Origin of the sequence: Haloterrigena turkmenica DSM 5511, from assembly GCF_000025325.1 — an archaeon.
Classification (GTDB): Archaea; Halobacteriota; Halobacteria; order Halobacteriales; family Natrialbaceae; genus Haloterrigena; species Haloterrigena turkmenica.
This window is the reverse complement of the sequence record NC_013747.1, coordinates 85,036-98,243: the sequence shown is the minus strand read 5'-3', so window position 1 is coordinate 98,243 and position 13,208 is coordinate 85,036. Positions and strand designations below refer to the sequence as shown.

At 67.0% G+C, this 13,208-nt stretch carries 13 protein-coding genes; 5 read left to right on the top strand and 8 right to left on the bottom strand.

Going from position 1 to position 13,208, the window contains the following annotated elements; all coding sequences use genetic code 11:
• Nucleotides 1–36: 36 nt before the first annotated feature.
• Complete coding sequence (locus HTUR_RS24560) at nucleotides 37–723, bottom strand: cob(I)yrinic acid a,c-diamide adenosyltransferase (RefSeq protein ID WP_012946077.1); 687 nt, start codon at nucleotides 721–723, stop codon at nucleotides 37–39.
• A gap of 123 nt (nucleotides 724–846) precedes the next feature.
• Between HTUR_RS24560 and HTUR_RS24555 the strand changes: the two genes are divergently transcribed.
• Nucleotides 847–1,212: a helix-turn-helix domain-containing protein gene (locus tag HTUR_RS24555; RefSeq protein ID WP_012946076.1), complete on the top strand. Its 366-nt coding sequence runs from the start codon at nucleotides 847–849 to the stop codon at nucleotides 1,210–1,212.
• A gap of 152 nt (nucleotides 1,213–1,364) precedes the next feature.
• A complete protein-coding gene (locus tag HTUR_RS24550) occupies nucleotides 1,365–3,062 on the top strand; it encodes a hydroxysqualene dehydroxylase (protein ID WP_012946075.1) in 1,698 nt (565 codons plus the stop codon).
• Between the two features lie 34 nt (nucleotides 3,063–3,096).
• Here the strand turns inward: HTUR_RS24550 and HTUR_RS24545 are convergent, their stop codons facing one another.
• The 3 genes from HTUR_RS24545 to msrA form a co-directional block, all read right to left on the bottom strand.
• Nucleotides 3,097–4,371: an FAD-dependent oxidoreductase gene (locus tag HTUR_RS24545; protein ID WP_012946074.1), complete on the bottom strand. Its 1,275-nt coding sequence runs from the start codon at nucleotides 4,369–4,371 to the stop codon at nucleotides 3,097–3,099.
• 93 nt (nucleotides 4,372–4,464) lie between these two features.
• Nucleotides 4,465–4,890, bottom strand: coding sequence for a CBS domain-containing protein (locus HTUR_RS24540; RefSeq protein WP_012946073.1), 426 nt, complete (start codon nucleotides 4,888–4,890; stop codon nucleotides 4,465–4,467).
• Between the two features lie 673 nt (nucleotides 4,891–5,563).
• A complete protein-coding gene (msrA, locus tag HTUR_RS24535) occupies nucleotides 5,564–6,106 on the bottom strand; it encodes a peptide-methionine (S)-S-oxide reductase MsrA (protein WP_012946072.1) in 543 nt (180 codons plus the stop codon).
• A gap of 129 nt (nucleotides 6,107–6,235) precedes the next feature.
• Here msrA and HTUR_RS24530 point away from each other — a divergent pair, with 129 nt between their 5' ends.
• Entirely contained in the window at nucleotides 6,236–7,009 is a 774-nt protein-coding gene (locus HTUR_RS24530; RefSeq protein ID WP_012946071.1) for an enoyl-CoA hydratase/isomerase family protein, read from the top strand.
• A gap of 210 nt (nucleotides 7,010–7,219) precedes the next feature.
• On the opposite strand, the gene HTUR_RS24525 is transcribed toward HTUR_RS24530, so the two are convergent.
• The 4 genes from HTUR_RS24525 to HTUR_RS24510 all read right to left on the bottom strand — a co-directional run bounded on the left by HTUR_RS24525 (nucleotide 7,220) and on the right by HTUR_RS24510 (nucleotide 9,891).
• On the bottom strand, nucleotides 7,220–7,882 hold the full coding sequence (locus HTUR_RS24525; RefSeq protein WP_012946070.1) for a 2,5-diamino-6-(ribosylamino)-4(3H)-pyrimidinone 5'-phosphate reductase: 663 nt from the start codon (nucleotides 7,880–7,882) through the stop codon (nucleotides 7,220–7,222).
• 120 nt (nucleotides 7,883–8,002) lie between these two features.
• Nucleotides 8,003–8,650, bottom strand: coding sequence for a cupredoxin domain-containing protein (locus HTUR_RS24520; protein WP_012946069.1), 648 nt, complete (start codon nucleotides 8,648–8,650; stop codon nucleotides 8,003–8,005).
• 68 nt (nucleotides 8,651–8,718) lie between these two features.
• Nucleotides 8,719–9,603, bottom strand: coding sequence for a ZIP family metal transporter (locus HTUR_RS24515; protein WP_049942147.1), 885 nt, complete (start codon nucleotides 9,601–9,603; stop codon nucleotides 8,719–8,721).
• 78 nt (nucleotides 9,604–9,681) lie between these two features.
• The gene (locus tag HTUR_RS24510; protein WP_012946067.1) at nucleotides 9,682–9,891 is read right to left on the bottom strand and encodes a hypothetical protein; all 210 of its coding nucleotides are present in this window, start codon (nucleotides 9,889–9,891) and stop codon (nucleotides 9,682–9,684) included.
• 176 nt (nucleotides 9,892–10,067) lie between these two features.
• Here HTUR_RS24510 and HTUR_RS24505 point away from each other — a divergent pair, with 176 nt between their 5' ends.
• Complete coding sequence (locus HTUR_RS24505) at nucleotides 10,068–11,351, top strand: Single-stranded DNA binding protein (protein WP_012946066.1); 1,284 nt, start codon at nucleotides 10,068–10,070, stop codon at nucleotides 11,349–11,351.
• Nucleotides 11,348–13,201, top strand: coding sequence for a hypothetical protein (locus HTUR_RS24500; protein ID WP_012946065.1), 1,854 nt, complete (start codon nucleotides 11,348–11,350; stop codon nucleotides 13,199–13,201). Before HTUR_RS24505 ends, HTUR_RS24500 begins: the two co-directional genes overlap by 4 nt.
• Nucleotides 13,202–13,208 lie beyond the last annotated feature (7 nt).

Below are 13,208 nucleotides of genomic sequence, written 5' to 3'. Positions count from 1 at the left end.
GCGACCGTCGCTTTCGCGCAGAATCGCCGCTATCGCTCAGAACTCGGTTCCGCGCCGGGCCCGCTGGCCGTCGTCGATCGGATGTTTCACTTTGCGAACGTTCGTGACGAGATCGGCGCGGTCCTCGAGGTACGCCGGCTCCGCGTGGCTCCCAGAGAGCACCAACTCGAGGCCGTCGGGTTTCGCGCCGATGAGGCCGTGGACGTCATCCTCCGAGAGCAGGCCGCGATCCGCGGCGTAGAGCACCTCGTCGAGAATTAGCATGTGCATTCCCGCCTCCGGCTCCGCGTCGAGGCCGATCGGGGCCTCGAGATCGGCCTCCCCGGCCGCCTCGAGTAACTCGTGAGCGCGGTCGAGGCCCGCCTGGGCCTGGGCCGCGTGGTCTTCCTCGTCGCTGCCGTCTTCCATCCCGTGCCAGCCGTAGTGGCCGAGGTTCTCGTAACTGATCCCCGGCAGCGCCGCGATGGCGTTGTACTCGCCGCGGACGGCGTCGACGCTCGAGGCGCCGCCCTTCATAAATTGGAGCATGTGGACGCGGTAGCCGTGGCCCGCGGCGCGCATCCCCATGCCGAGCGTGGCCGTCGTCTTCCCCTTCCCGTCGCCCCACCAGACCTGTACGAGGCCGAACTCCTCGGGAGCCGCGGGTTCGATCCGTTCCGGTTCGGGCGTTCGTCCCTGCCCCGGCGTGTTCTCGACCGTCGAGTCGGGCGTCTCGTCGCTCATACGCGGCCCGTCGGGCCGATCCTACATGTAGTTGGCCCACCCGTCACGACTCGGGGCCGACACGTCCGGTGCTTTCGGGACCAAACGTGTCTTTAGGCTTCGCTCCTAACGTGGTCGCAGTCTATGCCACTCGAGTTCTCATCGTCCGACGACGCCGCCGATCTCGCGGGCGTCGTGGCCGTACTGGACGATGCTGACTGTCGGGAGATCATCGCGATTCTCGAGGCACCCAAGACCGTTCCCGAGATCGCCGAGGCGGTCGATCTCCCCCTCTCGACGACCTATCGCAAACTCGATCGGCTGACCGACGCCGGACTCGCCAGCGAAACCGTCGGCGTTCGGCGGGGCCGCCACCACGCGTCGCGGTACGTGGCGACGTTCGATCACATCGGAATCAGCCTCGACGACGACCACGAGTTCCGGGTCGATATCGACTGTTCGAACGATCAGTCGCTCGGCATCTGGTCGAACGTGCGCGAGGAGTTTTGAGTTTGAACGCGCCGGCTTCCAGTCTCGATTCTGATCCCGTTTGACGGGCTAGCGACGGCTCGCGGAACGACGCGGGACCTCCACCCGTCGCCGCCGTCGACCCACCGTCGTTAGGGACGCCGCTTACTCCGCTGGCGGTCCCAGTAGGTTCGATGCCAGACGTTGCCGTACTCGGCGGCGGAATCGGCGGTCTCACCGCGGCCCAGGAACTCGCTGAGCGGGGGCTCGAGGTGACCGTCTTCGAGGCCACTGACCGCTTCGGCGGCAAGGCACGGTCGATTCCGATCGACGACGGGCCGACGCCGTTGCACGGCGAACACGGCTTCCGGTTTTTCCCCGCGTTCTACCGCCACGTCATCGACACGATGGACCGCATCCCGGACGGCGACGGCACCGTCGCGGACAACCTCGTCGAGACCGAAGCAACCCTCGTCGCGAGCACGACCGGACCGGGGCGGATCGCCGAGACCCGAACGCCGGACACGGTACGGGGCTGGCTCGAGGCGCTGCGCCCGGCGTTCGCCGAGGACCTGCCCGCCGACGACGTCCGCTTTCTGCTCGAGCGGCTCCTGTACTTCCTGTCCGCCTGCGAGCGGCGTCGAATCGAGGAGTTCGACGACATCTCGTGGTGGGAGTTCATCGACGCCGAGAACCGCTCGCAGGCGCTTCGCGACCGGCTCGCCTACGCGACGCAGGCGCTCGTCGCGTTGCGGCCGCAGGTCGGCAGCGCCAGGACGATCGGCACGATCTACCTGCAGTTGCTGTTCGGCCAACTCGATCCGACCCGCCCCACCGAGCGGGTGCTGAACGCGCCGACCAGCGAGGCCTGGATCGACCCGTGGGTACGCCATCTCGAGTCCCTCGGCGTCGAATTTCGGCCGAACGCGCCGATTCGGCGACTCGAGGCCGACGGTCGCCGCGTCACCGACGCCGTCGTCGGCTCCGAGCGCGACTCCGGTGGAGACGCCGCCGAGCGGATCGAGGCCGACGACTACGTCCTCGCCGTTCCCGTCGATGTCGCACCTCAGCTGCTCACCCCCGAACTGACGCGAACCGCGCCCGCACTCGGTCGGATCGAGCGCCTCGACACCGCCTGGATGAACGGGATTCAGTTCTACCTGACCGAAGACGTCGCGCTGTCGCGGGGCCACCAGGTCTACGCCGACGCCCCGTGGGCGCTGACGTCGATCTCGCAGCGCCAGTTCTGGTCGGGTTCGGAGTACGACCTTGAGGACCGCGACGACGAGGTCGCGGGCGTCCTCTCGGTGATCGCCTCCGACTGGGAGACGCCGGGGATCCTGTACGAAAAGCCAGCCAGACGGTGCAGCCGTGAGGAGATCGCCGCGGAGGTCTGGGAACAGCTGAAAACCCACCTGAACGGCTCCGACGAGCGGCTGCGAGACGAGATGCTCGTCGACTGGTTCCTCGATCCGGCGATCGTCGAGACCAGCGTTGCGTCGGAGACGCAACGGGAAGACGGCGACGCCGTCGTCACCGGCGTCGAGAATCGCTCGCCGCTGTTGATCAACACCGTCGGCTCGCTGCGAAACCGACCGCCGGCCGACGTCGGTGTTCCGAACCTCGCGCTGGCCGGCGATTACGTCCGAACGAATTCGGATCTGGCCTCCATGGAATCGGCCAACGAGGCCGGTCGCCGCGCGGCCAACGCCGTCCTCGAGCGCCGCGGCGTCCGCGCGTCGCCGGCGCGAATCTGGGATCTCGAGGAACCCGTCGTGTTCGACCCGCTCAAACGGGAGGACCGGGTTCGCTACCGGCTCGGACTCCCGCATCCAGCGGAAGTGACGCAGTCGTTGCGGACGGTCACGCGCGGACTCGTCGGCGGTCGCTGACGCGATTCTCTAGGTCGCGGCCGATACCGACGTGTCAGCGACCGGCGCCGACGAGATCCGCGTCCGTCGGCCCCTGCCCGTCGAACTCGCGAACGTACTCGTCGAGCGTCGACGGCTCCGACGCGCCCGGGAGTTCGGTCGTCGCCGTGGTCGACTCGGCGTCGACGCCCAGTCGTTCGCAGACGAGATCCGCGGTCGCCTCGGCCATCCGACGGTAGGTCGTCAGCTTTCCGCCGACGATGCTGGCGAAGTTGTCGACGCCGTCGGACCCCAGCGCCGGTGGGGACGATTCATCGCTCCCGTCGGCGGCGTGATCGAGCAGATGGAAGCCCCGCGAAATCCCGCGCCCGCCTCGAGCGTCCTCCTCGGGTTCGTACAGCGGCCGCACGCCCCACCACGTCCGGATCCGTTCCGCCTCGGTGGCGGCCGGGAGGATCGTCGCACACTCCTCGATCGTTCGCTCGACCTCCCAGTCGGCCCGCTCGTAGTCGTCCGGATCGTCGACCGGAACGCTCGTCGTTCCCAGCACGGCCTCGTCCTCGTGGGGGACGACGATGTCGCCGTCTGCCGGATCGCGACAGCGGTTGAGCACGGGCTCGAGGCCGTCGTAGTCGACCGAGACCATGACGCCCCGCGTCGGGCGCATCGGAACGGTGACGCCGGCCATCGCCGCGGTTCGGCCGGCGTGGGCGCCCGTCGCGTTCACGACGTAGGTCGGTTCGATGGTCCTCCCGGCGTCGCCGCCGAGCGAGACCGACGCGATTCGGCCGTCGTCGACGGTCATGTCGGTGACGGGCGCGTGCGGCAGGATGTCGGCGCCGCGGTCGCGTGCGGCCGCCGCGTTGGCCGCGACCAGCCGCGACGGGACGACGACCGCGTCGGGGACCCACATCGCGCGTTCGACCTCGTCGCTGAGTCCCGGAACCGCGTCTCGAGCCGTCTCGCCGCCGATCACGTCGACCGAAATTCCGACGTCCTCGCAGGCCGCGCGCTTTGCCTCGAAGTAGTCCGGATCGTCCTCGGCCAACTGGACGAACAGCCCGCGGGTCTCGCGGACGCACGCGCCGCCGATATCGCGGAGGATGCGATTCTCCTCGAGGCACTCGCGGGCGCCCTCGGGATCGCTCTCGGCGTAGCGGGCGCCGCTGTGCAGCAGGCCGTGCGAGCGCCCGGAGGCGCCCGCCGAGAGCCCGTCGCGTTCGGCCAGCGTCACGTCTACGCCCCGCAGCGCGAGGTCCCTGGCGAGTCCCGTGCCGGTCGCGCCGCCGCCGATGACGAGGACGTCCGGATGGGTCGATCGACTGTTCATAGTCGGACCACGTGCTGGAGCGGGAGGTACCTTTCACCGTCCGGACGGCGGACGGAGCGACGCGCGGCGTCGGGACGGAAAAAACGAGGGCCGCTACGGACTGTAGTCGGGCGACTGGGCTTCGATCGTATCGGCGACGTTGTCGAGCTCCTCGCCAATTGTCGCGATCAGGTCGTCCAGCGTCGCGATCCCGGCCAGTTCGCCGTCGTCGTCGACGATCGGGAACCGGCGCACGTTGCGCTCTTTGATCGCTTCCGAAATCGCGAGCGGATCGTCGTCTTCGTGGACCGTCGCCGGGTCCTCCGCCATGATCTCCTCGACCGAGAGCGAGCCGACGTCGTCGTGATCGTGGATCGCGAGCGCGGCGTCGCGGTCGGTGAGCATCCCCACCGGCTCGTCGTCCTCGGTGACGACGAGCGCGCCGACGTTTTCGTTCTCGAGCGTCTGCGTGGCCTCCTCGAGGTTGCTGTCGGGGCTAGTCGTGACAACGTTTTCGGGGCCGAGTTTGCCGATTGACATGATCCGTCGGAACGGACGCCGAGAGGGGTATTCAATCTGGACCCTTCGAGTGAATACAGGCCGAGGCAGCCGCGCTGTGGTGGCGTCGGGTCTCGAGGGAGACGCCACCACGCGGCGACTACAGCCGTTGTACGGCAGCTACTGGCGCGTCCGAAGAAATAGTGACAGCCGAGGATTGTAGCATGGTGTCAGGGTTGGGTACCGGCGTGTCGTGGGATCCACAGAGGTACAGTGTCACAGGACCACGATGGGTACGTCGTGGTTATCGTTCGTCTCGGTATCTGTTATCATCACCACCTCGATTATGGCTATGGTCTATCCAATAATAAAGGTTTTTGACCGAGCAATACCTATATGTAGGTGGATATTTTGGAACGAATGTTTGGAAAACCTCCTATAGGGTTGATTGTTGATTTTGGGACTCGGGGAGGAGCTCTTCAGTGGTCGTTTTCCAAATTGGACTCCGGGCGGCTGCTCTCGGGACGATTCTATCGCAGCCGGCCTGCCGCGAGAACACAGTCGCTGGTGAGTGTGGGGGGGGGGGTGGGTCAGGTTACGGACACAAAATGCGGACACAGCAATTGGCTTCGAAGTTGTCCGGAGAGAGGGTCTTTTCCGACCTTCTAGCCGCTTCGCGACTCGAGTACCGAGCGTCGGTTCGGCGTCGCGACCGTTACGCCGACGTCGGTTCGCCCTCGACGTTCTCGGCGAACTTCTCCCGAACTTTCTCGACTTTCGGGGCCGCGTGCATCGTACAGTAGGCGTCGTTGGGATTCTTCTCGAAGTAGTCCTGGTGGTGCTCCTCGGCCTCGTAGAACGTCTCGAGCGGCTCGATCTCGGTAACGATCCCGTCGTAGAGGCCCTCGTTCTCGAGTTCCTCGGCGAACGCCTCGGCGGTCTCGAGCTGGTCGTCGTCGTGGGCGTAGATCGCCGACCGGTACTGGCTGCCGACGTCCGGGCCCTCGCGGTCCTTCGTGGTCGGGTCGTGGATCGTAAAGAAGACCTCGAGCAGGTCTACGTAGGCGATCGCGTCGGGATCGTACTCGATCTGGACCACTTCCGCGTGGCCCGTCTTTCCGGAACAGACCGCCTTGTACGTCGGGTCCTCGGTATGGCCGCCGGCGTAGCCGGAGGTGACCGACTGGACCCCCTCGAGTTCCTTGAACGCCGCTTCGACACACCAGAAACATCCGCCGCCGAACGTGGCTCGTTCCATGGACTCGAGTAGGGCGCGCTCGAGGAAAGATGTGACGGGTCCGGACTCGACGGTCGCTTTCGTTCGCGCTTGCGGACCGAGACTTCCGCGGTGCCAAGGGATTTCACCGGGGCCGATGAATCCCGGCGTATGTCCTGGCAGACCGTCGAACTCGAGTGGGACGGAGACGTGGCAACGATAACGGTCGACCGACCCGAGGCGCTCAACGCCCTGAACGTCGAGACTCTCGAGGCGATGGGCGAGGCCATCACCGAGGCCGCGGACGACGACGCCCACGCGCTCGTTCTGACCGGCGCCGGCGACGACGCGTTCATCGCCGGCGCGGACATCGGCTACATGCAGGATCTCTCGACCGCTGAAGCTCAGGAATGGGGCGCTCTCGGTCACGACGTCGCCGACGCGCTGGCGGCGTTCCCGGCGCCCACGATCGCCGCGGTCAACGGCTACGCGTTCGGCGGCGGCTGCGAGATGGCCATCGCCTGCGACCTTCGGGTCGCCAGCGAATCGGCCGTCATCGGTAACACCGAGATTGACCTCGGCATCATCCCGGGCTGGGGCGCGACCCAGCGCCTGCCGGAACTCGTCGGTGACGAGACCGCCCGCCGGATGATCTTCCTCGGCGAGCGATTGGATGCTGAATCCGCGGCGGAGGCGGGCCTGTTCGGCGAAGTGGTGGCCGACGACGCCCTCGAGGAGACCGTCGACGAACTGGCCTCGCGGATCGCCGCGAAGCCGGCCGTCGCGATGCGCGCCGCGAAACAGGCGCTCAATCAGCGCTACGAGGGGTCACAGACCAGTGGACTCCAGTACGAGAAGCGGGCCTTCGCGAGTCTCTTCGGAACGCCGGATCAGCGCGAGGGGATGGAGGCGTTCGTGGAGGATCGAGAGCCGGAGTTTGAGTAACCTCCCTGTTGGGTAGTATTCGTTCCCTCTCACACAGCGGTTTTCCTAAGTTATTGATCCGAAATCGGACCTCTCGAGTCGTGATCGGTTGCTGTCACTATCACGATGATCCTGTTTCTTTCCGGACGCTCCCGGGTCCCCCTCCCCCCGAGGACCTCCCTGTGCGAAACGACACACGAAAACTGGAGTGCGACGACCGGGAGCCAGCACTCAGTCCTCTACCGTCCACCGCAGCAAGGCCCCGTCGTCCAGTCGCTCGAGATCCTCGAGATGCAACAGCGGAAACTCCTCGACGAACCCCTCGCCGTCGGCCAGCGTCGGCGCGTCGCGGCCGCCGATTACTTTCGGGCCGACGAACAGCCGCAACTCGTCGACCAGTCCGGCCTCGAACAGCGAGAAGATGAGCTCGCCGCCGCCCTCGACCATGATCCGCTCGAGGCCTTGCTCCTCGAGCGCCGCGAACGCCCGCAGGAGGTCGACCCGGTCGTTGCCGGCGGTCACGAGCTCCGCGTGGTCGACCAGGTCCATCCGCGAACCGACGGGGGCGGCCTCGCTCAGGCAGACGTAGGTCGTCGCCGCGTCGTCCAGCACCGCGGCGTCGGTCGGGGTGCGCCCTTTCGAATCGACGACGACGCGGGCCGGCTGTTTCGGCTCGCCCCGCTCGAGGCGTTCGTCACACAGCGACTCGTCCTTCACCGTCAGGTGCGGATCGTCGGCGAGGACGGTGCCGACGCCGACGACGACGGCGTCGCTGTAGGCTCGGAGGCGGTCGACGCGCTCGAAGTCCGCCTCGCCGCTGATCGCGATCTGCTCGCGGCGCCGCGAGGAGAGTTTGCCGTCCGCGCTCGTAGCGGCGTTGACGACGACGTGCATAGGCCTCCTGCGTGGCGGACCGTAAAGAAACACCGTGTACTGACCGTGCCGTGCTCGAGCGACTCGACAGTCGTTTCGCCGGTCGCGACTGTCGTCGGTCACGACCGCTCTGTCGATCGATTACTGGACTTCGATATCGCCGTTCATCGTCGCTTGGTGGGGTTCGCAGACGTACTGTGCCATTTCGCTGGTTACCTCGTCGATCTCGAGCGTCTGGGTCTCACCTTCCTCCGACATGATCTCGGTCTCGTAGTCGTCGACGACCTCGTCATTGTCGTCGAGAATCTGGATGTTGTGGCCGGCGCCGTCCATGTTCTCCCACGTGATCTCGTAGGCCTCCCCCTCTTGGAGGGTAAGCGTCGGATTCTCCTCGCCGGCGATCTGTTCGGGGATGGCGCCCTGCCAGGCCTGCGTCTGGCCGCCGAGTCCGATCTCACCGGGTTCCAGCGCTCCGCTGCCACCGCCGCCTTCCGACTCGTTCGTTTCGTTGCCGCCTTCCGATTCGTTTGTTTCGTTGCCACCCTCTGTTTCGTTCGTTTCGTTGCCGCCTTCCGTTTCGTTCGTTTCGTTGCCGCCTTCCGTTTCGTTCGTTTCGTTGCCGCCCGCCGACTCGTTCGTCCCCTCCTCACCGTTACCCGATTCATTTTCCTCGCTGTCGTTTCCACCGGGACCCCCGCCGCCGCCACAGCCGGCGAGAATGGCCGCTACGGCCGTGCTTCCGCCGAGTTGAAGCACTTTCCGTCGTGACCGCGGATCGTCTCGAGACATGGATCCCTCTGTGATATGTTGACAAGTATTATAAGGCAATTCCCGGAAGATGCCGGGTCTCGGCCGATTTAGACCGCGAGCCCGACGTCGACGATGACCATCACGACGAAGCCGACGACGAACGTCAGCGTGGCCTCGTCGGCGTAGCCGTGGCCGTGGCTCGCGGGGATCATCTCCCGGAAGATGACCGCGAGCATCGTTCCGGCAGCGAAGCCGGCCGCCACCGGGAAGAGCCCGGTGACGACCGCGACGAGGGCGAAGCCGAGCGCGGCCGCGGCCGGTTCCGGGACCGCTCCGGAGAGCGTCGTGTAGAGGATCGTCTTCGGCTTCGAGAGGCCGGTCCGACTCGCTGGAATCGCCATCGCGAAGCCGTCGGGGACGTTCTGGACCGCGATCGCGATCGCCAGCGCGATCCCGACGCTCTCGAGGCCGCCCGCGAAGGCGATGCCGATCGCCAGCCCCTCCGGGACGTTGTGGATGGTGATCGCGCTGCCGACGAGGGCCGCCTGTCGGAAGTCGTCGTCCGGCGCGGGAACGTCGTCCTCGTCGTGCGCGTCCGCGCCGTCGGCTGTCCTCGCGTCGGAGGTCCCTCCGCCGGACGGCGACTTCGGCTTGGCCTCGAGTTCGACTTCCGACCCCGAGATCGGCGGGTAGGTCCCGTTCGCTTCGCCCGTGATGAGCAGGTGGATGTGGGGAATGAGTCGGTTCGCGGCCAGCAGGAAGACGCTCCCCAGGAGGACGCCGCCGACGACCTCCCACAGCGAGCCGAACTCGAGGCCGGGTACGACCAGCGCGAAGACGGCCGCGCCAAACATGATCCCGGCCGCGAGGCCGAGCGCGGCGTCGTAGAAGCGGTGGCTGATCCGCTCGGTCACGTACACCGGCAGCGCGCCGATCCCGGTCGCCGCGCCGGCCAGCGTTGCGATCATTACGACCTCTCCGAGCGTGCTCACGAGTACCTCGACATCGCGGTTGCTGGGGGAAAACGTTCACGATTGCTGAAACCCGCCGACCGAAGGCGTTCGGACGGGTCACTCGAGGCGACGGGGGTCATCGCTCGATCCGAGGAGGATCCGGTAGACGAGGTAGCCGATCAGCAGGGCGAAGGCGAACGTGGCGACGGTTTCGCCGAACAGGACGGCGGCGTACAGCGCTCGTGTCAGGATCCGAATGACGACGAGCCCGCCGAAGAGGGCGACGACGAACGCCGCGCCGCCCAACGCTGCGCCAGCGCGGTTCATACGACTCCGTTCCTCGAGTATCGAAATGAAGCTACTGCCGGCTCGTGACCTGCAGCTACTGCCGGCTTACGACTCGCGACTAGCGCGGCTGGCGACCCGCGGTGTCTCGAGTCCGAGGCGTCCGATATGGGCTCCGCTCGGGAACGCTTTTTACGGTCCCGTTCGAACTGCGAGTGATGGAACTCGATGATCATGCCGAGGATCTCGCCTCCGACCTCGGTGTCGACAAAGAGGAGGTCAAATCCGACCTGCAGAACTTGGTGGAGTACAGCGTTCCAGTCGACGAGGCCAAACAGAGCCTGCGCCGGAAGTACGGCGACGGCTCGAGCGGCGGCGGCGCTCCCTCGAGCAAGGATATCGCCGAAATCACGCCCGAAGACGGCAACGTCACCGTAACGGGCGTGGTCCTAACGTCCGGCAAGCGATCGATCCGCTACCAGGGCTCGGATCACGTCATCGTCGAAGGCCGACTGGCCGACGGGACCGGCGCGATCGACTACACCGCCTGGGAGGACTTCGGACTCTCGGCCGGCGACACGATCACCGCGGGCAACGCGGGCGTCCGCGAGTGGGACGGCGAACCCGAACTCAACCTCGGCGAGAGTACCTCGCTGTCGTTCGAGGACGAGTCGCTCGACATTCCCGCGGCCTACGCCGACGAGATCGGCGGCGACGCCCAGTTAGCCGATCTCCAGACCGGCGACCGCGCGGTGAACGTCGAGGTGGCCGTCGTCGAGTGCGAGCGGCGGACGATCGACGGCCGCGACGGCGAGACCGAAATCCTGAGCGGTGTCTTCGGCGATGAGAGCGGCCGGCTGCCCTTCACGAACTGGGATCCCGCTCCCGAAATCGAGGAGGGCGGAGCCGTCCGAATCGAGAACGCCTACGTACAGGAGTTCCGCGGGGTTCCCGAGGTCAACGTCTCGGAGTTCTCGACGGTCACCGCCCTCGACCGCGAGATCGAGGTCGGGGCCGATTCGACGACGATGGACGTCGGCGAGGCCGTCCGGACCGGCGGCATCTACGACGTCGAACTCGTCGGTAACGCCATCGCGGTCCGCGACGGATCGGGACTGATCCAGCGCTGCCCCGAGTGCTACCGCGTCATTCAGAAGGGCCAGTGTCGCACTCACGGCGACGTCGACGGGATCGACGACCTCCGCGTGAAGGCAATCTTAGACGACGGTACCGGCGCCGTCACCGTCGTCCTCGACGACGAACTCACCGAGGATGTCTACGGCGGGACGCTCGAGGACGCCTTAGAACAGGCTCGCGAGGCCATGGACCAGGAGGTCGTCGCCGACACGATCCGCGAGCGAATCGTCGGAAAGGAGTATCGCGTGCGCGGCCACCTCTCGGTCGACGAGTACGGCGCGAACCTCGACGCCGAGACCTTCGAGGAGAGCGCCGACGATCCGGAGGCGCGTGCGACCGCCTTCCTCGAGGAGGTGAGAGCATGAGCGCGAACGGCAACGGCGAGGACGACGAGGAGATTCCGGGACGCGAAGTCGCCTACCGACTGTTCGCCGCCGAGTACGACGACGCGTCGTTCTCCTACGCCGAGAGCGACGAGGAACGGGCACCAAACTACGTCATCTCGCCGACCGGCGCGCGGCTCAACCGCGTCTTCACCGTCGGAACACTCACCGAGATCACCGCGGTCAACGACGAGATGGTCCGTGCCCGCGTCGTCGATCCGACCGGCGCCTTCGTCGTCTACGCCGGTCAGTACCAGCCCGACGAACTCGCGACGCTCGAGCAACTCGAGCCGCCCGAATTCGTCGCGGTAACCGGGAAGGCCCGAACCTTCCAGCCCGACGACTCCGATCAGGTCTACACCTCGCTCCGTCCGGAGAGCATCGCGACGGTCGATGCCGACACCCGGGACCGCTGGGTCGTCAGCGCGGCCGAGCAGACTGTCGAGCGCGTCGGCACCTACGCCGCGGCCGCAGAAAGCGACGCGAGTGGAGACGCCCTGACCGACGCGCTCCTCGAGGCCGGCGTCGACAAGGGCCTCGCGGCGGGGATCCCGCTCTCTCAGGACCACTACGGGACGACGCCGGACTACCTCGCGGCCCTGCGCGACTGCGCCCTCGAGGCCGTCGAGGTCGTCGCGGGCGAGCGCGATCAGGTCGAGGCGTTCTCGCTCGCGCCCGACGGCTCGGGTCCCGACGCCGACGCCTCGTTCGCGTCGCTGGCCGACCTCGTCGACCTCGATCTCGGGGGTCTCGAGTCGGCCGCTGCCCCCGAGGCCGAATCCGCAGCCGAATCCGTGCCCGAGCCGGAACCGGCCGCCGCCACGGCCGGCACCGGTTCCGCCGCGGGGACGGCGACGAGCACCGACCGCGAGTCCTCGTCGGCCGACGTCGACGTCGACTCCGACAGGGCGGACGCCGCCGAGACGGAAACCGAGCCCGAGACCGAGACGGAGACGGAGCCACCGACGGAGTCGACTCCTGAGAGCGCCGAGCCGGCCGCTGAGACCACTGAGGCGACTGCCACCGGTACTGGGGTGACGGACGTCGAAGCAGATGCGACCGCTGACGTCGCCGATTCCGACGAACCGACTACCTCCGACTCCGAACCGGCCGAATCGACCGCCGCGTCCGACGAGACGGACGTCGGCGACTTCGAGACGACGAGCGACTCCACCGAGACCGATGCCGACCTCGAGACCGGCACCGAAGCCGACGACGAGGAACTCGGCGACTTCGAAGCCGACGACGTCGACGACGGCGGGATGTACGAGATGGACGAGGAGGAGCGCGAACAGCTCGAGGAGGAATTCGGCGCCGAGTTCACGACCGGCGCGGAGGTCGAGGAACCCGGTGAGGCCGACATCGACGTGCCCGAACCCGACGACGAGCCCGTCGACGAGTTCGAGACCGAAAGCGAGGCGGCTGCGGACGCCGCGACGACCGATGAACTCGACGCGTCCGACGAAGCTGCAACCAAGTCGGCCGACGACGACCTCGGTGCGCCGCCGGCGTCGGGACTCGAGGCCGACGCGGAACCCGCGGAACCGAACGAAGACGAGGAACCCGACGAACCGTCGGAGGGGGGATCCGAAGAGGCCACGGCCGACGAACCCGCGGACGAGGAACCCGCCGAGGACGTCGATCTCGAGGAGTACGTCGTCGAAACGATGGAGGACATGGACGACGGCGACGGCGCCGACCGGACCGAACTCGTCGAGCGAGTCGCCGACGAGACCGGCGCGTCCGAGGACGAGGTCGAGGACGCGATCCAGGACGCGCTGATGGGCGGGCAGTGTTACGAGCCCAACGACGAGACCCTGAAGGCGATCTGAGCGACGA